Source organism: Anoxybacillus andreesenii (genome assembly GCF_030813005.1).
In the GTDB taxonomy this organism is placed as follows: Bacteria; Bacillota; Bacilli; order Bacillales; family Cytobacillaceae; genus Robertmurraya; species Robertmurraya andreesenii.
This window is the reverse complement of the sequence record NZ_JAUSTU010000041.1, coordinates 1-20,818: the sequence shown is the minus strand read 5'-3', so window position 1 is coordinate 20,818 and position 20,818 is coordinate 1. Positions and strand designations below refer to the sequence as shown.

General features: G+C 38.2%; 18 protein-coding genes. 17 read left to right on the top strand and 1 reads right to left on the bottom strand.

What is annotated here, in order from left to right; genetic code table 11:
• Positions 1–612: 612 nt before the first annotated feature.
• The 15 genes from rpsR to rlmH all read left to right on the top strand — a co-directional run bounded on the left by rpsR (position 613) and on the right by rlmH (position 17,014).
• Entirely contained in the window at positions 613–855 is a 243-nt protein-coding gene (gene rpsR, locus J2S07_RS20805) for a 30S ribosomal protein S18 (protein ID WP_019157210.1), read from the top strand.
• Between the two features lie 137 nt (positions 856–992).
• Positions 993–1,931 carry a YybS family protein gene (locus J2S07_RS20800; protein WP_307152309.1) on the top strand — a complete coding sequence of 313 codons (939 nt, stop codon included), beginning with the start codon at positions 993–995 and terminating at the stop codon, positions 1,929–1,931.
• Between the two features lie 36 nt (positions 1,932–1,967).
• The gene (locus tag J2S07_RS20795) at positions 1,968–3,938 is read left to right on the top strand and encodes a DHH family phosphoesterase (RefSeq protein ID WP_307152308.1); all 1,971 of its coding nucleotides are present in this window, start codon (positions 1,968–1,970) and stop codon (positions 3,936–3,938) included.
• Positions 3,938–4,387: a 50S ribosomal protein L9 gene (rplI, locus tag J2S07_RS20790; RefSeq protein ID WP_307152307.1), complete on the top strand. Its 450-nt coding sequence runs from the start codon at positions 3,938–3,940 to the stop codon at positions 4,385–4,387. Before J2S07_RS20795 ends, rplI begins: the two co-directional genes overlap by 1 nt.
• 133 nt (positions 4,388–4,520) lie before the next feature.
• The gene (dnaB, locus tag J2S07_RS20785; RefSeq protein WP_307152306.1) at positions 4,521–5,885 is read left to right on the top strand and encodes a replicative DNA helicase; all 1,365 of its coding nucleotides are present in this window, start codon (positions 4,521–4,523) and stop codon (positions 5,883–5,885) included.
• 204 nt (positions 5,886–6,089) lie between these two features.
• Positions 6,090–7,382: an adenylosuccinate synthase gene (locus J2S07_RS20780; RefSeq protein ID WP_307152305.1), complete on the top strand. Its 1,293-nt coding sequence runs from the start codon at positions 6,090–6,092 to the stop codon at positions 7,380–7,382.
• 203 nt (positions 7,383–7,585) lie between these two features.
• Positions 7,586–9,046, top strand: a complete 1,461-nt coding sequence (locus J2S07_RS20775; RefSeq protein WP_307152304.1) for a M23 family metallopeptidase — start codon at positions 7,586–7,588, stop codon at positions 9,044–9,046.
• 193 nt (positions 9,047–9,239) lie between these two features.
• A complete protein-coding gene (yycF, locus tag J2S07_RS20770; RefSeq protein ID WP_307152303.1) occupies positions 9,240–9,947 on the top strand; it encodes a response regulator YycF in 708 nt (235 codons plus the stop codon).
• A gap of 9 nt (positions 9,948–9,956) precedes the next feature.
• Complete coding sequence (gene walK / locus J2S07_RS20765) at positions 9,957–11,798, top strand: cell wall metabolism sensor histidine kinase WalK (RefSeq protein WP_307152302.1); 1,842 nt, start codon at positions 9,957–9,959, stop codon at positions 11,796–11,798.
• On the top strand, positions 11,795–13,117 hold the full coding sequence (locus J2S07_RS20760; protein WP_307152301.1) for a YycH family regulatory protein: 1,323 nt from the start codon (positions 11,795–11,797) through the stop codon (positions 13,115–13,117). Before walK ends, J2S07_RS20760 begins: the two co-directional genes overlap by 4 nt.
• Positions 13,104–13,913 carry a two-component system regulatory protein YycI gene (locus tag J2S07_RS20755; RefSeq protein ID WP_307152300.1) on the top strand — a complete coding sequence of 270 codons (810 nt, stop codon included), beginning with the start codon at positions 13,104–13,106 and terminating at the stop codon, positions 13,911–13,913. Before J2S07_RS20760 ends, J2S07_RS20755 begins: the two co-directional genes overlap by 14 nt.
• A 5-nt stretch (positions 13,914–13,918) precedes the next feature.
• Positions 13,919–14,713 (top strand): exodeoxyribonuclease YycJ, encoded by a 795-nt coding sequence (gene yycJ, locus J2S07_RS20750; protein ID WP_307152299.1) that lies wholly within the window; start codon positions 13,919–13,921, stop codon positions 14,711–14,713.
• 225 nt (positions 14,714–14,938) lie between these two features.
• Positions 14,939–16,159, top strand: coding sequence for a S1C family serine protease (locus J2S07_RS20745; RefSeq protein WP_307152297.1), 1,221 nt, complete (start codon positions 14,939–14,941; stop codon positions 16,157–16,159).
• A gap of 136 nt (positions 16,160–16,295) precedes the next feature.
• On the top strand, positions 16,296–16,454 hold the full coding sequence (locus J2S07_RS20740) for a CxxH/CxxC protein (protein WP_307152295.1): 159 nt from the start codon (positions 16,296–16,298) through the stop codon (positions 16,452–16,454).
• An 80-nt stretch (positions 16,455–16,534) separates the two neighbouring features.
• Positions 16,535–17,014, top strand: a complete 480-nt coding sequence (gene rlmH / locus J2S07_RS20735; RefSeq protein ID WP_307152294.1) for a 23S rRNA (pseudouridine(1915)-N(3))-methyltransferase RlmH — start codon at positions 16,535–16,537, stop codon at positions 17,012–17,014.
• Between the two features lie 430 nt (positions 17,015–17,444).
• Here rlmH and J2S07_RS20730 read toward each other — a convergent pair whose 3' ends face one another.
• Positions 17,445–18,206 (bottom strand): DUF3800 domain-containing protein, encoded by a 762-nt coding sequence (locus J2S07_RS20730; RefSeq protein ID WP_307152293.1) that lies wholly within the window; start codon positions 18,204–18,206, stop codon positions 17,445–17,447.
• Between the two features lie 222 nt (positions 18,207–18,428).
• Between J2S07_RS20730 and J2S07_RS20725 the strand changes: the two genes are divergently transcribed.
• Both J2S07_RS20725 and J2S07_RS20720 read left to right on the top strand, forming a co-directional pair.
• Positions 18,429–19,196, top strand: coding sequence for a DUF5986 family protein (locus J2S07_RS20725; protein ID WP_307152292.1), 768 nt, complete (start codon positions 18,429–18,431; stop codon positions 19,194–19,196).
• Positions 19,197–19,223: 27 nt separating this feature from the next.
• A complete protein-coding gene (locus tag J2S07_RS20720) occupies positions 19,224–20,405 on the top strand; it encodes a helix-turn-helix domain-containing protein (RefSeq protein WP_307152291.1) in 1,182 nt (393 codons plus the stop codon).
• Positions 20,406–20,818: the final 413 nt, after the last annotated feature.

Genomic DNA, 20,818 nt, shown 5'->3' with positions numbered 1-20,818 from the left:
TTTTGTTCTTGGCATGATGTTAACCTCCTTGGTACATTAGGCAGTATAAAATAAAATACTCTTATTGTCCAAGTTCATTTTGGGGCTTATGAGATTTTAGGGAATCAAATTTTTAGACAAGAATTGGTTTAGCGTATATTTAGCGTATAATATATGCTTATTGTCGGTAGGACTCCAGAGAAAAATAAGGTATAAAATTTCCTAGGCTTTTAAAAAGAAATTATGCATGGTATAATACAATTAGTTTAAAAGATTTTTTAGTAATGTTGTTACCATGAGGTAACAAACGTCTAATTTAGTTAATAAAAGCGGTCTTCGTACTGATTGATAATGGTTTATAAACCAAAGGTCAATTAAGTGAAGATCGCTTTTTTGCTTTATAAAAAACTTAACAAATTGAGTTGTAAAAAAATATTAAGAAGGGGGAGAAATAAATAATGAACTAGTTTTAATTGTTATAGGTAAGAATAGGTTAGTAGCTAAATTACTCATGTTTATAGATTAAATTAGTTGAAATATTAATGTATCAATATATTACTCACTTAACAGTTGGTATAACTTCCATTCTGATTGGCACTTGGTGAAAAATAGATGTAAGAGGAGGGAAATAAGATGGCAGGTGGAGGACGCAGAGGCGGTCGTGCAAAGCGCCGTAAAGTTTGCTACTTTACAGCAAACGGAATCACTCACATCGATTATAAAGATGTAGATTTACTTAAAAAGTTCATCTCTGAGCGTGGAAAAATCTTACCTAGACGTGTAACTGGTACAAACGCTAAATACCAACGTAAATTAACTGTTGCAATTAAGCGTGCACGTACTATGGCATTGTTACCATATGTAACAGGAGAATGATTCCTGTAAAAAAGACAGTTTGGTTCCGTTAACCAGCTGTCTTTTTTATTACGCTCTATTTATTAAAAATCACTTTGTTGAAGCACTTGTAAATACTAGGTAAAATAGAGGTAGGATTCTATCCAGGAGGTTTAAGTGTGAAAAGTGTACATAAGCTAACAGAAGGTGCGATATTTTTAGCTGCCTTTGCCGTTTTATTACTTATGACGATTTATATCCCTTTACTTGGGTCGGTAACCAATTTGTTTATCCCATTACCTTTTATCATGTTTGCAGCTAAAAATGACCGTAAAAGCTCGCTTGTTTTTCTGGTAGGGGCACTGCTAATATCTTTAATTGTTGGCACTGTAATGGCCATTCCCTTGTCACTATTGTACGGGCTTACCGGATTAGTAATCGGTGATTTTATTAGAGAGAAGAAGAAAAGACTAGCGGGTTATATTGCAGGGACAATTGTTTTTCTAATCACGCTCGTTGCTCAATATGCGGTTTCAGTAGCGCTCTTTGAAATTGATGTGATCAAAGAATCCATACAGTTGTTTGAGAAGTCGGTTGATCAAACATTTCAAATGATGGAGAAGCTGGGACAGCCTCTTGATGCAGCAGTAGTGGAGCAATTCAATACTGGCATACAAATGCTCGTAACTTTAGTACCAAGTGTTTTTGTTATGGCTTCATGTCTAATGGTCTTTGTTATTGAACTTATTTCTTTTCCGATTCTAAGAAGATTTGGCTTCGATGTTCCCCGATGGAAGCCATTTAGGGAATTAAGCTTACCAAAAAGCTTTCTATGGTATTATTTGATCGTATTGATTGCCTTTTTGCTGTTCAATCCTGAACAGGGAACCTATTGGTATTCAGCGTTGTTGAATCTATCCTTTATCCTACAGTTCTTCCTAATTATTCAAGGATTATCCTTCGTTTATTTCTTTTCCTATGAGAAGGGAATCCCTAAATTTGTACCTATTTTGATCACAGTCTTTTTACCAATACTGCTTTATATTGTCAGGATATTAGGTATAATTGACTTAGGTTTTAATTTAAGAAAGTGGGTAATTGAAAAGAGCAAAAAGTAAGCTTTAGAAACGTTTAGAATTTTGGGAGCTGAAGAAATGCCTTCGTATTTGGAAAAACGGTCTATTCGCTATCCAATCCTTTTATTAATTGCCGTTTATTTGGTGGTTTTAGGAGTATTGGCTTATTATAGTTGGTTATTCAGCCTAATTGGCTTATTCATTGCTATTTTTCCGTTTTATTTTTTCTTTATCGTTCATTTTCAACAGCAAAAGGAAATGGAAACGTACATATCTACGCTTTCTTATCGGGTAAAAAAAGTCGGTGAAGAAGCGTTAATGGAAATGCCGATTGGGATCATGCTAATCAATGATGATTACTACATTGAATGGGCCAATCCTTTTTTAGCATCCTGTTTTGAAGAGGAATCCTTAATTGGAAAGTCTCTTTATGATGTAGGAGATTCGTTAATTCCCTTAATAAAGCAGGAAGTTGAACGTGAGACTCTTACATTAAAGGATCGCAAGTTCAAGGTCATACATCGTTCTGAGGAACGTCTTCTGTATTTCTTCGACATTACAGAGCAAGCAGAAGTAGAAAAAATGTATGAGGATGAACGAACGGTTATTGCCATTATCTTCTTAGATAATTATGATGACATCACACAGGGAATGGATGATCAATCGCGAAGCAGCCTGAATAGTCTTGTTACATCCATTTTAAATAATTGGGCTAATGAAAATGGAGTCTTTTTGAAGAGAGTTTCCTCGGAACGCTTCATAGCGGTTTTTAACGAACAAATCCTTCATAATTTAGAAAAAGGTAAATTTTCTATATTGGATGATACTCGAGAGATAACCTCGAAACAAAATATTGCTCTTACATTAAGTATTGGAGTAGGTTCTGGTGTATCATCTCTCCCAGAATTAGGGGAAATAGCCCAATCCAGTCTAGACCTAGCTCTCGGTCGTGGTGGGGATCAGGTGGTTATCAAGCTTCCGAATGGAAAGGTAAAGTTCTATGGAGGGAAAACAAACCCTGTTGAGAAAAGAACAAGGGTGCGGGCCCGTGTGATTTCTCATGCATTGAAGGAACTGATGACTGAGAGTGACAAAGTCATTATCATGGGACATAAAAATCCTGATATGGATGCTGTTGGGGCAGCCATTGGAATTCAAAAGATTGCCCAGGTAAATCAATGTGAAAGCTATATCGTCATGAATTTTCAAGAGATTGATACGGGTGTTAGGCGGTTAATGGAGGAAATTAGAAAACAAGAAGGATTGTTTTCACGGTTTATTTCCCCCGAAGAAGCGTTAGAAAAGGCTACCGAGGACACTTTGTTAGTCGTTGTTGATACTCACAAACCTTCTCTTGTGATTGAAGAAAGACTGCTACACCGAATTGACCACGTAGTAGTGATTGATCATCATCGAAGGGGAGAGGAATTTGTAGATAATCCATTGCTTGTCTATATGGAGCCGTATGCTTCCTCTACATCAGAATTAGTGACCGAGCTTTTAGAATATCAGCCAAAACGTGGTAAAATAGATATGCTTGAGGCAACAGCGTTGTTAGCTGGAATTATCGTGGACACGAAGAGCTTTACCTTAAGAACGGGGGCAAGAACCTTTGATGCTGCCTCATTTCTACGGGGTCATGGGGCTGATACCGTGTTAGTCCAAAAGTTCTTGAAGGAAGATGTGCGGACATACTTAAGACGTGCTAAATTGATTGAATCAGTATATTTTTATAAGGACGGAATTGCGATTGCAAAGGGGCAGGAGGATCAAGTAATTGATCAGGTTGTCATCGCGCAAACCGCAGATACGCTGTTAACAATGGATGGAGTATTGGCTTCTTTTGTGATTTCAAACAGAAAAGAAAATCAGATTGGGATCAGTGCTCGTTCTCTTGGTGACATCAATGTTCAAATCATTATGGAGAGCCTCGGGGGCGGAGGCCATTTGACGAATGCAGCCACACAGCTTTATGATATGGGCGTTGTGGAAGCCGAGCAGGAGCTATTAGAAGCAATTGATGAGTATCTTGAAGGGAGAAAGAAATAATGAAAGTTATATTTTTAAAGGATGTTAAAGGTAAAGGTAAAAAAGGTGAGGTTAAAAATGTAGCAGATGGCTACGCACATAACTTTTTATTAAAGCAAGGATTGGCAATTGAAGCAAACCAAGCGAACATGAGCATGCTCAATGCTCAAAAGAAAAAGGAAGAAAAGCATGCAGAGGAAGAATTGCAAACAGCAAAGCAATTAAAAGAGAAAATGGAGAAAATAACGGTGGAATTAACCGCTAAGGCTGGTGAAGGTGGACGTCTATTTGGCTCCATTACAAGCAAACAAATCGCCGAAGCTCTCCAAAAAAGCCATAGCATAAAAATTGATAAGCGAAAAATTGAGCTGGATGATGCTATTCGAGCACTTGGCCATACGAAGGTTCCTGTTAAGCTTCACTCTGAAGTAACAGCTACTCTTAATGTCCATGTAAAAGAAGGAAACTAATATTGGAAGTACCAATTCATCAAAAACATGATAGAATAGATGATAGAAATGTGATCAGTTTCATGGCTGGTCACATTTTTCTAATTAAGATATGAAAAATATGGTCCTCTGAATATAAGGAGGTTTTCCAATAATGAGTGATTTATTTGCAGATCGTCTTCCCCCACAGAATATTGAGGCAGAACAGGCGGTTCTCGGTGCTATTTTCCTAGAGCCTTCTTCGCTGACCCTGGCGACTGAAATTTTAATCCCCGAAGATTTTTATCGCGGGGCACATCAAAAGATTTTCAATGTCATGCTAGAGCTTAATGACCAAGGGAAACCAGTTGATTTGCTTACAGTTTCAGAGGAACTTGCAGCTAGTAAGCTCCTTGAAGATGTGGGTGGTATTGGTTATTTAAGTGAGCTAGCGGGTTCAGTACCAACTGCAGCAAATATTGAGTTCTATGCGAAGATTGTAGAGGAGAAGTCTTTATTAAGAAGATTGATCCGCACGGCGACTGATATTGCAACCGATGGATATCAGCGCGAGGATGAAGTGGAAGCACTTCTTGTAGAAGCGGAGAAAAAAATTATGGAAGTTTCTGGCCGGAAGAATGCTGGTGCTTTCCATAATATTAAGGATGTCCTCGTCAGGACCTATGATAATATTGAAATGCTGCATAATCGAGTGGGCGAGATTACGGGAATTGCGACAGGATTTGCAGAGCTAGACAAAATGACGGCTGGCTTTCAAAGAAATGATCTAATTATCGTTGGTGCCCGTCCATCGGTTGGTAAAACTGCCTTTGCATTAAACATTGCCCAAAATGTGGCAACGAAAACGGGAGAAAACGTGGCTATTTTCAGTTTGGAGATGGGTGCAGAGCAGCTGGTTATGCGTATGCTTTGTGCAGAAGGAAATATTGATGCCCAGCGTTTAAGAACGGGTTCGCTCACCGATGAGGACTGGGGTAAGCTAACGATGGCCATGGGGAGCTTATCCAATGCAGGCATTTTTATCGATGATACACCAGGAGTTAGAGTACAGGATATTCGGTCGAAGTGTCGCCGCTTGAAGCAAGAACATGGATTGGGGATGATTTTGATTGACTACCTTCAGTTAATTTTGGGAAGTGGTCGCTCAGGGGAAAATCGTCAGCAGGAGGTCTCCGAAATTTCCCGTTCCCTTAAGCAATTAGCACGTGAATTAGAGGTTCCTGTCATCGCGTTATCCCAGCTTTCCCGTGGTGTTGAGCAAAGACAAGATAAGAGGCCAATGATGTCTGATATTCGTGAATCTGGTAGTATTGAGCAGGATGCTGATATTGTGGCATTCCTTTATCGTGATGATTATTATGACAAAGAATCGGAAAACAAGAATATCATTGAAATTATCATTGCTAAACAGCGTAATGGTCCGACGGGGACTGTTTCACTTGCATTTGTGAAAGAGTATAATAAATTCGTAAATTTAGAAAGACGATTTGATAATGCTGCCGTTCCTTCAGGTGCATAAATAAGTAGATTGATAGAAGATTAGCTAAGGCTAGTCTTTTTTTTATTTGAGAAAATAGAAATGGGTTCCTCAATTACGAACAAAATATCATTCGTTTATTAAAATGTTCGTGTTTTGTTGACTTTATGAGTAAGTCATTGATACAATAATATTGTTTGATTAGGAAGAGTTAATGAATGTTTACCTTATGGAGGTGCTTCACTTATGTCATCAGTAGTAGTTGTCGGTTCACAGTGGGGAGACGAAGGAAAAGGGAAGATTACCGATTTTCTTTCGGAAAATGCGGAAGTCATTGCACGTTATCAAGGTGGTAACAATGCCGGACATACCATTCGTTTTGATGGGGAAACATATAAGTTGCATTTAATACCTTCAGGGATTTTCTATAAAGATAAGATTAGTGTAATCGGAAACGGAATGGTTGTTGATCCGAAGGCACTAGTCCAAGAGCTTGCTTATCTACATGAGAAGGGTGTTACAACCGATAATTTACGAATAAGCAATAGAGCACATGTTATTTTGCCTTATCATCTCAAGCTTGACGAGGTAGAGGAAGAGAGCAAGGGTGTTAATAAAATTGGAACAACCAAAAAAGGCATCGGACCTGCTTATATGGATAAAGCAGCACGCGTGGGGATCCGTATTGCTGATCTTTTAGATAGAGAAGTTTTTGAAGAAAAGCTTGACCGAAACTTAAAAGAAAAAAATCGCCTGTTAGAGCGTATTTACGAAACAAAAGGCTTTGAATTAGCAGAAATATTAGATGAGTATTATGAGTATGGACAACAGATTAAGAAGTATGTGGTGGACACATCTGTCGTCCTGAACGATGCATTAGATGAAGGACGCCGTGTTCTTTTTGAAGGTGCGCAAGGGGTCATGCTTGATATTGACCAAGGAACCTATCCATTTGTTACATCCTCAAACCCTGTTGCTGGAGGCGTTACGATTGGTTCAGGAGTAGGACCAACGAAAATCAACCATGTTGTTGGTGTTTGCAAGGCCTATACAACAAGGGTTGGCGATGGTCCATTCCCAACAGAACTGAATGATGAAATTGGCCATCAAATTCGAGAAGTGGGTCGTGAATATGGAACTACAACGGGCAGACCGCGCCGCGTTGGTTGGTTTGATAGTGTGGTTGTCCGTCATGCCCGTCGAGTGAGCGGAATTACCGATTTATCGTTAAATTCTGTTGATGTTTTGACAGGTTTAGAAACAGTAAAAATTTGTGTTGCTTATCGCTATAAAGGGGAAGTAATCGAAGAATTCCCAGCAAGCCTCAAGGTATTAGGAGAATGTGAGCCAATCTATGAAGAATTACCTGGCTGGAAGGAAGATATCACAGGCTGTAAGTCATTGGATGAGCTACCAGCAAACGCTCGTCATTATATTGAAAGAGTGGCCCAGTTAACAGGTATTCCGCTATCCATTTTCTCAGTCGGTCCCGATCGCTCACAAACAAATGTGGTCTTGAACCCTTGGCGCCAACGGTAAAAATTAATACGATTATGACAAAGAGTGTGCCCACGGCATGCTCTTTTTTGAAGTTCTTTACATTATATGTTGCAATTTGTCAGCAATTATACATTTATGTTACATTATGGAGTCTAAAAAACACGAATGATCGAATTATGGTAAAGTAAAGAAGGTGTCAAAAAGATATTTGAATGGTTTCCGTAGTCTAGGGAGGATGTAGGATGAATAATAAATTGAATAGTCTGTCCAAACTAACGAGGAATGCATCTAGAAATCTAAAGAAGACAGCTATCTCCACAGTCGCATTTGCCACTCTTGCCTTTGGAATGAGTGCACACGCATTGGCAGAGCGAAGTTTAACAACCGTGTACTATGTTTATGTAGATGATCATTACATAGGGATGGTAAATGATAAAGAAGAGATTGACAAATTAGTTGAAGATAAAGTACATAACACAAAGGATTCGTTAAACAATCAACTAGATCTTACAGTTGGACCAGAAATTACATACATACCGGAGCAAGTCTTTTCATCTATTTCCAAACAAGACAATCAAGAAGTAATGGAAAAACTTGATGAGCTTTTGTCCATTGAAGCGGTGGCAACTGAGCTGACGATTGATGAGGATACATCTGTATTTGTGAAGAATCGTGAGGCCGCTGAGCAAGTGCTAGATGAGCTTAAGCTACAGTATGTTACGAAGGAGCAGCTCAAACAGATTGAGAAAAGAAAAGCAGAGAAAGAAGCATTGCCAGCCTTGAAAGAAAATGAAACTCGTTTAATCGATGTACGTCTGTCCAAAAACGTCTCTATTTTAGAAAAAAAGGTGCCGCCTACTCAAGTATTGACGGTCTCCGAAGCTGTTCAGTATCTGTTAAAAGGAACGCTGGAAGAGAAGAAATATAAGGTGCAGGAAGGGGACGTCCTTGGTCAAATTGCAGCGGATCATGAAATGTCGCTTGAGCAATTACTTTCGCTTAATCCAGGACTAACCAAAGAATCTCTCTTAAAAATTAATCAGGAGCTAAATATCACAGTAGTACAGCCATTAATTGAGGTCATTGTAGAAAAGGAAACATTGGTGAAAGAGCCCATTCCCTATCAAAAGGAGGTAGTGGAGGATTCCTCCATGTATAAGGGTGATACAAAGATTAAGCAAGAAGGAAAGAATGGCTCAAGAGAAGCAACCTACAAAATCTCAGAGAGAAACGGTGTGGTACTTAATAAAGAGTTATCCGATGAAACTGTTTTAGAACAGCCAATACCTCATATTGTCATCAAAGGCACAAAAGTAATCCCTTCTCGTGGCGAAGGCTCATTTGCGTGGCCAGCGGTCGGGGGCTATATCTCTAGTAAACAGGGGCAAAGATGGGGTAAGTTACATAAGGGAATAGATATTGCAAGACCAAGCAACCGCACGATTAAGGCAGCGGATAATGGAAAAATTAAATTTGCAGGCTGGTCTGGCGGTTATGGAAATAAGGTGGTCATCGATCATCAAAATGGCTATGAAACGGTATATGCCCATCTTTCCTCGATTACGGTAAATGTTGGTCAAAGTGTCAGCAAAGGGTCGCAAATAGGCGTGATGGGGTCTACGGGGAACTCGACCGGTGTTCATTTGCATTTTGAAATCTACAAAAATGGCAATCTAGTAAACCCGCTAGATTATATAAGATAAGGCAACAATGGTTGAGATAAGGGCAATGAAGAGTCTCTAGGATGATTAGAGGCTCTTTTCTATTCTGCTTTGATCAGTGGAAGCTAGACTCTAAGAATTTACACTTTCTAATAGGTGAATTCCCAATTATAAAATGGTAAAGTTATTAAAAGGAAGGTATTGTATTTAATCTTATTCTTAAAGGAGAAATGGAATGGACAAGAAAATATTAGTTGTCGACGATGAAAAGCCAATTGCAGATATTCTCCAGTTCAATTTGAGAAAAGAAGGCTATGAAGTACATTGTGCTTATGATGGCAATCGAGCACTTGAGATGGTAGAAGAAATCAAACCAGATTTGATTTTATTAGATATTATGCTCCCACAACGAGATGGCATGGAAGTTTGCCGTGAGGTTCGAAAGAAATATGAAATGCCGATCATTATGCTAACAGCAAAGGATTCCGAAATCGATAAGGTCCTTGGCTTGGAGTTAGGGGCTGATGACTATGTGACGAAGCCATTCAGCTCAAGGGAGCTCATTGCTAGGGTAAAGGCTAATTTAAGAAGACATCAGCATGTTGCTGCTCAAACGGAAGAAGAAGAAACCAATGAAATTGTTGTTGGTTCATTAGTGATCCATCCAGATGCATATATTGTTTCAAAGCGTGGGGAAAAAATCGAATTGACTCATCGAGAATTTGAATTGCTCCACTATTTAGCCAAGCATATTGGACAGGTCATGACAAGGGAGCATCTTCTGCAAACGGTATGGGGCTATGACTATTACGGCGATGTAAGAACGGTTGATGTGACGATCAGACGTCTTCGTGAAAAGATTGAAGATAATCCGAGTCATCCGACATGGATTGTGACGAGAAGAGGGGTAGGGTATTACTTAAGAAATCCTGAACAGGAGTAATACATTATTATGAAAAAGGTCGGTTTTTTTCGCTCGATTCATTTAAAGCTTGTATTAATATATGTTCTGCTCATTCTAATTGCGATGCAAATTATTGGAGCCTATTTTGTCCGGCAACTGGAAGCTACTCTGCTTAGAAATTTTGAAACATCCATTCAGGAAAGAGTGGATTTACTTTCCTATTACTTAAGCGAAGAAATGGTGAAGGAAAGAAATCCTGAGGAGGAAGGCCCCACCTTAGAGGAGGATGTCAAAAATATCCTCAAAGACTTTGATAACACTTCTGATATTTCTGAGGTTCAGGTTATTGAAGGCTCCTCTCTCAAAATCATTGGGACTTCAGATCCTTATAATCAAGGAATTGTTGGCCAAAGAACAACTGATAAGCTGGTTTGGCGTGTAATTGCTACGTCAGATGATGATGGGGATCATCAAACCTTAATCGATCGCCAAACAGGGAATCGTATCTGGAAACTTGCTGATCCGATTAAGGCGGACGGCGAGGTAATTGGTGCGGTTTATCTAATTGCGAATGTGGAAAATGTCTATTCACAAATGAAAACCATCAATAATATCTTTGCTTCAGGTACGGCCATTTCTCTAGCCATTACAGCGATTCTCGTTGTTCTTCTTGCCAGAACAATCACAAGGCCAATTACCGATATGCGAAAGCAAGCAATCGCTATGTCAAAGGGTAATTTTTCCAGAAAGGTAAAGGTCTACGGCTATGACGAAATTGGTGAGCTGGCCATGACCTTTAATAGTTTAACGAAAAAGCTCCAGGAGGCACAGGCAACGACAGAAGGAGAGCGGCGTAAATTATCCTCTGTTCTCTCCTATATGACAGATGGTGTGATTGCTACTGATCGAAAGGGACGTGTCATCCTCATCAATGAACCCGCGGCAAAAATGCTGAATGTTTCACGTGAAACAATTCTATCGACTCCGATTATTTCGTTACTGGGTCTGGAGGAAGAGTATACGCTAGAGGATCTGTTATTGGAAAAGGAGTCTGTCATCCTTAACTATAGTACGTCTAAAAAGCCATATGTCTTGCGCGCCAATTTTAGTATCATCCAAAAGGAAACGGGTTTTGTGAATGGTTTAATTGCGGTGCTCCATGATATCACCGAACAGGAGAAAATTGATATGGAGCGGCGTGAGTTTGTTGCTAATGTATCCCATGAGCTTCGCACTCCGCTAACGACGATGAGAAGCTATTTAGAGGCTCTGGCTGAAGGTGCATGGAAGGATGAAGAGATTGCACCAAATTTTTTGGAAATTACGCAAAATGAAACGGAGAGAATGATTCGCCTCGTTAATGATCTTCTGCAGCTTTCCAAGATGGATAGCAAGGATTATCAACTTAATACTGAATGGGTAGACTTTGTTAAGTTCTATGATCGGATCATAGACCGATTTGAATTAACGAAGGAACAAAATGTTCATTTTGAAAGAAAACTATTAGAGCAGGCTACCTTTGTAGAAATTGATGCTGATAAGCTGACACAGGTATTAGATAACATCATCTCAAATGCGCTCAAGTATTCACCTGATGGTGGGAAAGTGACATTTATGATGATAAAGGAAGATGAAAGAATCATTGTTAGCGTCAAAGATGAAGGAGAAGGCATTCCAAAAGACAATCTGGAGAAAATTTTTGAGCGTTTCTACCGAGTGGATAAAGCACGGACAAGAAAGCTTGGTGGAACAGGTCTCGGACTCGCGATAGCGAAGGAAATGGTAGAGGCACATGGTGGGGAAATTTGGGCTGAGAGTACGGAGGGACAAGGTACAACGGTATCCTTTAGTCTACCTTACGTTCAAACGGAAGGAGATGATTGGGAATGACCTTTGAAAACATAAAAACAATCCTTCTAACCATTCTCGTTTTCTTGAGTATCAGCTTAACCTGGAGAATCTGGACTTATCAACCCCATTATGACACGATGGAAAATCCAAAAATGGTGCCAGGTGTGTCAATCAGTGATCAAAAGGAAATCAAAGAAATTATCAAACCAGATCAAATCTATTATCACATTAATGATGCTCACTATGGCACATTGCAAATGAATGAGGTTGACCGAATTATCAGGGAAATAAGCAGATGGAATTTTGAACGATTTGAGGATGTTTCGAATCAAATTGGAGATCTTTCCGATTTTATTTATGAAAAGGGAAAAGCCCAAATTGTCTTTCCTGAACGTATTCCCATGGAAATATACAAAAATATCCTGGGCATTAAAGATAAGGACGCTTTTGGAATTGCATTTGATCAAATCATTATTGACTTGAACAATATTACAAAAGAGAACGGTTATGTATATTTTGTCTCAATCGAAAAGCAGGAGGCTTATCGATTCCGTGTCAATGCTTCCTTTATCTTAAACTTTCAAGAGGATTATTTCTTAAAGGCATCGACGAATCGAAATTTTGCTCTATATACTCTCGAAAATTTATCAGAGGAACGAAGAATATTAGTCCGAACGGATCCAATTACGATGTATGCCTACAATTATTTGCTGGATTTAATCCCAACAACGCAATTCAGGGATGCTTTATTTAGAAACCCAAGCTTTGTGCAGCGAAATTCGACGGGATATAGTGAGGAATACAAGGATTCATCAACCTTGCTTAGTGTTAATTATGAAACAAATACGATTCTTTACGTGAATCCAGCCCAAGAAAAAGATGTTACTGCAAACTCTAGCAATTTGTTACAGAGAAGTATTGATTTTGTGAATGGACATGGTGGTTGGACAGGTAATTATCATTATGTGGGGTTAGATGAGATTGAGAACACCGTTCTTTTTCGATTATATGACATATCAGGATATCCTATTTTCAATAACAATGGAATGTCGGAAATCCTGCAAATATGGGGACAAACTGGGATCTACCAATATTTGCGAAATAATTTCTCATTAGATAGGCGAGTGGAGTCAACAGAGGTTCAGCTGATGTCAGGCGTAGGGATATTGGAAATTCTGAAAGCAAGAGAGGATATTGAGCCAGAATTCCTCCAGGAAATCGCTATCGGTTATGAGATGACGAAGGTCGCAGGGGATCCACTTATTCATTTAGAGCCTTCATGGTATTACAAGTATAAGGATCAATGGTGGAATGTCAAGGCGGGAGATGAGGGAGGAATGGACTTTGGATTGGAGTAGAATTAAAACCATCTTTATCTTTGCCTTTCTCATCCTAAACATCTATTTATTAAATGAGTTTTATAAGATCTATGTGTCAAGTCAGTATGATTACTTATCCGAAACCTCCTTTGAAAATAAGCTAAAAACAGAGGAAATTGAGTATGTAGAGCTTCCCAAAAACTTAAAGAAGGATAGGTATATTAGTGCAACTCCCAAAAAATTCACAAAAGAGGAGCTTGAGAAGCTTTCGGGGACGATTCTAAAAGGTCAGACCATCAAAATAAAGAATGAAACAACGATTGAATCGGCATTGAATAATCCAATCCAATTGAATAAAGATTTTGGCTCTGACGATTTGACACCAATTCTAAAAAATAGTGTATTTCAGGGTGATCAATATGATTTCTGGAATATCGATTCAGTGGAGCAAACGATAACCTTTTATCAGCATTACCAAGGAAAGATGTTATACAAGAATATCAACGGGGAACTGACCTTCTATTTAAATAACAACAACGAGATTGTAGGTTATAAACAAACCTTGCTGAAGGATTTCGAGGAGTTTTCAGAGGAAGAAACCATTTTACAGCCTATGAAAGGGATTGAAACATTATACGAGAATGGAGAGCTTCCATTTGGCAGTAAAATTACAGATGTTGAGCTAGGGTATTATACATTAGTTCATCTTACTTCTTCTCAAGTGCTGACACCTGTTTGGCGATTTGTTGTGAATGGAGAAGAAGACTTATTTGTGAATGCGATTGAAGGACAGATTATACAGCTGAACAACGAAGATAAAAAGATAGTGGAGTGAAGAGAATGGGGATGCGCTTTAGTGTACTCGCGAGTGGGAGTACAGGGAATGCGGTATATGTTGAGACGGATGCGCATTCTTTTTTGGTTGATGCGGGCTTAAGCGGAAAGCAAATGGAAGCCCTCTTTGCAAAAATTGATCGTAATCCAGGCGATCTTTCGGGGTTGCTTGTTACGCATGAGCACAGTGATCATATAAAGGGAATTGGCGTGCTTGCTAGAAAGTACAAGCTTCCGGTCTATGCCAACAAAAAGACGTGGGATGCAATGAATGGTCTGATAGGGGAAATCCCTACGGAGCAAAAGTTCACTTTTGATATGGAAACGGTCAAAAGCTTTGGTTCCTTGGACATCGAGTCGTTCGGGGTTTCTCATGATGCGGCCGAGCCCATGTTCTATGTGTTCCACCATGAAGGCAAAAAGCTTGTCCTGATTACCGATACGGGCTATGTCAGTGACCGCATGAAGGGAACGATTGCGAATGCGAATATGTTCGTCTTTGAAAGCAATCATGATGTCCAGATGCTGCGAATGGGGCGCTACCCGTGGAATATCAAACGACGAATCTTAAGTGACGTCGGCCACGTTTCAAATGAGGATGCGGCGATTGCGATGAGCGAGGTCATCGGAGACCAAACGAAGAGAATTTATTTGGCGCATCTTAGTCAGGATAACAATATGAAGGATTTAGCAAAAATGTCTGTGACCCAGACTTTAAAGGAACAAGGAATTATTGTGGGGGAAGAGGTCGAGCTGCATCATACCGATCCGAAAATCCCAACAGCATTGACGGCCGTATAAACAAGGGGAGTGTGGGGAGTCCACACTCCTTTTTCTAACAATTACATGGACGGTTGATGTGCTAACCACTAAATCGTAAGGAATTGCGAAAAAATTATGAAAAAACTCGTAAGATTTACGGAAAACGGATCTTTTCATTAGATTTTTCCCTTTGTGAGATTATAATTGGGTATATATAGGAAGAATAACATCTAGCTATCGTTCTAGTGAAAGGAATGAAGATGAATGGGTTATTACGATCAAGACTATGAAAGTCGCTATAAAAAGCAAAAGGGAAACAAGGGGGGCTATTTCTTAGCAAGTCTTGTCGGGGTTATTCTTGGAGGGTTACTCGTGATTGTTGCATTCCCGAAGCTTATTGAATACAATGCACTCCCTTACGATGTGTCACCCGCTGAACAAGCAACAAAGAACACGAACGGAAATGCGATTGACACCAAAAAGGTATCTGTAAATATAGAAACAGATATTACAAAGGCAGTCGATAAGGCAGGAGATGCTGTAGTAGGAATCTCCAATATTCAGGAAACAAGCTTTTGGCATGGAGCACAAGGACAGGCTCGGGAAGCAGGCTCCGGCTCTGGGGTTATTTATAAAAAGGATGGGAATAAGGCCTATGTTGTAACAAACCACCATGTCATTGCTGGGGCAAGTTCCCTGGAGGTTACCTTAGCAAATGGTACAAAAATTCCTGCAAAATTAAAGGGCAGTGACATCTGGACAGATTTGGCTGTGCTTGAAGTGGATGGCAGTAAAATCAAGACGATTGCAGAGTTTGGTGATTCTGATGCATTAAAAACCGGAGAACCGGTCATTGCCATTGGGAATCCATTAGGGTCTATTTTCTCTGGCTCCGTTACACAAGGGATCATTTCTGGTTTGGAGAGAGCGGTTCCAGTCGATATTGACGAAAATGGCGTAATTGATTGGCAGGCCGAGGTATTACAGACGGATGCGGCTATCAATCCGGGTAATAGTGGAGGAGCTCTTATCAATATCGCAGGCCAGGTCATTGGCATTAACTCCATGAAAATTGCTGAAAGTGCAGTGGAAGGCATTGGGTTGGCGATTCCAATCAATTCTGCAATTCCCGTAATTGAGGATTTAGAGAAATATGGCAAAGTGAATCGTCCATATATGGGCATTGAGCTACAGTCTGTGAACGAAATACCAGCTTATTATCAAAGAGAAGCATTAAAGCTGCCGGATAACGTGACAAGTGGAGTAGCGGTCATGCGGGTAGAGCCAAATTCTCCGGCTGCACAAGCAGGCTTAAAGGAGCTTGATGTCATCATTGAGATGGATGGTGATAAGATAGAGGATACGATCCAATTGAGAAAGCATCTATATACAAAGAAGACTATCGGGGATACCTTGAAGGTTAAATTCTACAGAGCAGGAAAAATTCAAGAAGCGACGATGAAACTGTCAGGCGACACATTGTAAGAATCGTTTGTGGATAAAATAAAGCAAGAAAGCGTAATGTGGCTTTCTTGCTTTTTTGTTATGATAGAGAATGTGGATAAATGAGAGTTGAGTAATTATCCACAATCGATAAAAAAGATAGGTTAGGATGATGAACATGATTTATTGCTGTGAGGAACATGTAGATCTTGCGATAGATACGATTGTAGACGAGTTTGAGACGTTTCCATTGCTATCAAAAGTAGAGGCTGAGGACTTATCAACAACCTGTGAATATTGTCAAAATAGGGCTATATATGTTGTAGCGAACGAATGATCTCATACAAGATGTGGATAGAAAATGTGGACATGTGGATAACTTTTGTGGATATCTTGTTTGTAAAGTGAGGATTAGGTGTGAATATCTCAATCATTACCGTTGGAAAACTAAAAGAGAAATATTTAAAGCAAGGAATTGACGAATATTTAAAAAGATTGTCTAGCTATGCCAAGATCGAAATCTTGGAGGTTTCCGATGAAAAAGCACCCGAGGAATTAAGTGCAGTTGAAATGGAGCAGGTGAAGCAGAAGGAAGGCGAGCGCATCCTTTCCAAGCTTCACCCGGATACATATGTCATTGCCCTAGCCATTGACGGAAAACAAAAGTCCTCAGAGGAACTTGCTGACTCACTAGACAAGCTCGCAACATACGGAAAAAGCAAAATAGCCTTCGTTATTGGCGGCTCACTCGGCTTGAGCAGCGAGGTTCTTCAAAGGGCAGATGAAAGGCTCTCCTTTTCTAAAATGACATTTCCTCATCAATTGATGCGTTTGATCTTGGTGGAGCAGGTGTATCGGGCTTTTCGGATTAATCGGGGGGAACCGTATCACAAATAGTGGTAAAACAAAAGATAGAAGTTGTTTTTGACAAAGATACGTTATCTTTACTATCTGAAACATGATCTATCCAGTCCATCTATGATTTAAAGTAGATATCTAACAAAAAAATTGTTACAAATCAATTAAATCTATTGACTTCCGAAGTGTAATTTATGATAATAAGAGTACAAAGAAACTTGCTCGCACGTTGTGTACGACTAAGTTTCATAAATTATAAGTGGTGGATTTGCTCGCACGTTGTGTACGACTAAATCCCATACATATTTAAGAGCATTGGTAACTAACTCGCACGTTGTGTATGACTTAGGGGCTTATGCTCTTTAATAATATTTGTAATAATTTTGTTTTTTATGGATATATTTATAATAGGTCGCACGTTGTGTACGACCTAAAGGAAGGGTTCGCACGTTGTGTGCGTCCCTTCTTTTTATTTATATTCATGGAACTTTAGTTTACTTTGAAGGAATTGAGTATAAAAATCCACAATTTTTGTTTGATGTCTCTTTCTTGGTGGGTGTCCATAGGCTTGTCTAAAATAAACAGATGATATGAAATTAATTAAGTCTGCCAATTGAATAAGATTACAATTCGCATCATGTGATTTCTTAATCTGTAAATCTGGATAAACCCGCTTATTAGAAGGGTTTTTAAGTGCATTATAAAAATTACTAATTTCTGCAGGTTTGCCATCATCACAAATAATAAAAGCAAAGTCATCGTTAGTTTCTAACTCTGTATTGATTAGGTTAACTAATTCTGTATAACCATTTATATGCATCTTGTTATGATCGCTAATTCCAGTATTAGTTTGATAAGTGGTCTTATCTGTAATAGATGCTATTACCCTAATATCTGAATCCTGAATTAAGGAGAGTAAATCTTCAACTACTTTAAACCTATCAGAGTCACCCAGATTATAATAGAAGTCCTCTCCATCAATGAATGCTTTTCCATGAATTTCAAAGTCTCTGAAGAAAGGGATGTTTCTAATTTGTTTCTCAGGAATTCCATGTACCTGTAATTTAATATCTTTCTTTAAGTTGTCTGAAATTTTCTGTACCTCGTTATGAAGATAGATTTGTTTTTCAAGTGGAACTAGAATTCCAGCATAACAAAGTACTGGTTGATTTCTTAAATCATTAAAACCATTATTTCCAGATTCATCAGTATAAAAACCATATAAAGACAAAGAGGGTTCACTTCTTTCATTAATTAATTTTTTAATCTTATAATTACCGGTATGTATCACCAGAAAAAATCTAGGTTAATGTACAAATTCCCTTTTGTATCTATTGTACTATGAATTTACCATAAGTGGAAGAGAAAAAACACAAAAAAAGAAACAATTGGTTTACTTTTTAGTATAAAATGTAGTATTATTAAATAAAATCCATCAATTAGGGGGAAGAATGTGAAAATCATATCGGGTTTAAACGATGAAACTATTGAAAGTTTGGTAAAAGCATTCGCGGGAACAACAAATGACGTAGTAGACGAAATTAAACAAGAGTATGGTTTAGAAACAGGAAACTTTAAAAATGGTGGAGTATGGGATATTAGATTTAGGCGCATTAAACAAGTTGCACTTGAAAATGGCTTAATAGTTTTAACAAAAAGAAGGGGAATTTGGACATTTATTTGTGTATTGGATACGGGCACAGGAATTTTATATGTATTTTCGAAAGAGAAGAACCTAGATATAGTCATAAAAAAACTTGGCAGAAAAAACATACACTACTTTCACGCCTTCGTCTCATTAAGTAGTGGTCCAATTGACCTTGACTATCAACAGATATCTCTATTTCCAACTCTAACTGAAGAGTATGAAAATAGAAGATTGAGAGAGGCACAAAAAATACTTGGAGAAGATTACCCTTTAGTCAATGATGTTGTGTTCATAGTGGCAAAGGAAGAGGAAAAGAAAATAGTAGGCGTTGAAGCGAAGTTGTTTAATCGTTATTTTGAATTATTAGACACTCAAGACTGGTCTATGTACGTTCCTGAAGATGAATACAGTAATTTATTTGTACTAGAGGAAGACACAATAGATAATACTGATACCGTAATGGTAATACCTAAGGTTAAACAGGAAGTTAAAGATAGGAAGCATCATTTTGATAAAACAATACCTTCAAAAAAGGAAGAAAAGAAAGATTTAAAAGAGGAAGATCATAGTTAATTAGTCCTCATATAAGGAGGAATCTAAGTGTTAGAAAGACAATTTAACGGTTCAAGAATAAGAGAAGGAAGAATATACAGAGGTTTAACAATAACTGACCTTGCAAAAGAATTAGAAATAAGTAAACAAATGATTTCAAAATATGAAAATAATAGGGCTATACCTACTTTCGAAGCACTTTTACAAATAAGTAAAATATTAAACTTTCCTAAAGAATATTTTTATGAAAACTCAATTGAGGTAAGAACTGGAAATACCTACTTTCGTTCACTATTGACTACAGGTAAAAAGGAAAGGGAAATGCAATATGATCGTGTTAAGTATTTAACTATTATTAGAGCCTTACTAGAAGAGTATGTTGACTTTCCAGAATTAGATGTTCCCGATTTCTCTGAACGAGATATAGAAAATGTGGAGGATATTGCAGAACGCTTAAGGGATTACTGGGGTCTAAGTGACAAACCTATTAAGGATATAGTCTATTTACTCGAAACAAAGGGTTTTGTAATATCTTCACTAAACCTAGAAAGGAAATCAATTGATGCCTTTGGTTCGCAACAAGAAGTAAATGGAAAGCACTATTATTCAATCGTATTAGGGAACAATAAGAGATCATTTTATAGACGTCAATTTGATGTTGCACACGAATTAGGACATAAAGTCTTACATGACCCATACCTAAACCTTGATGATTTAACTAAAGATGAATTTAAACAGATTGAACAAGAAGCAAATGATTTTGCAGCAGCATTTCTGTTGCCAAGGGAAAGTTTTCTTAGGGATGTATCCATTCACTCAAACGATTTGATGTACTATAAAACTCTAAAAAAGAAATGGTGCGTATCCATTGGAGCGATGGTTATGCGGGCCTATAAATTAGGTGCTATATCTGATGGAACATACCAATACATGCAAAGATCTATAAGTCAGAAAGGTTGGAGAACTAAGGAACCGCTTGATGATATTAAAGATATAAGAGAGCCTGTTTCTATGAAGCAAGCCATAGAATTGTTAATTGAAAACAACTATATTACTGGGGACGACTTTATGTACAAACTATCTAAACACTATGGACTCAGTTTGTTTCGTGAAGAAGTTGAAGAATTACTTGGATTAGAAAAAGGTTATCTTGAAACAGAGAGTGAACCTCAAAAGAATAATATTGTAAGTATTAAAGATAGAATAAATTCGAAGTCTAAAATAGATTAAGATGATTGGTTGAGAACAGGGTGGAAATACCCTGTTCTTTTTGTACACCCTTGTAGGTAATCGTAATAAAAATAGCGGTTAAACCAATAGTGGATAGAAAAGTCTAGTTATTAGATAAAGAGCGCACTCATCTTATTATTTTTCTCAGAATCTCATCAATCATTGTGTTAACTGTCGTATTGTGGAGGGCCCGATGCCTGTAAGTGATGACACTTCTTTAATGGTTAGGTATTTCTTAGGCGAATTTTGTTTACGTTGATTTAAGTTATTAACCGTAATTAAAAATTCCTCTCTAATAATAGTTCCCAAGAGATATTCGTAAGCGTCAAATAGAATCCACCTGTTAGTGTATATAATACCTATGAGATAATCTCTTTAAATCAAAGTTTGAGGAGGTTTTTTATGTCCCAGAG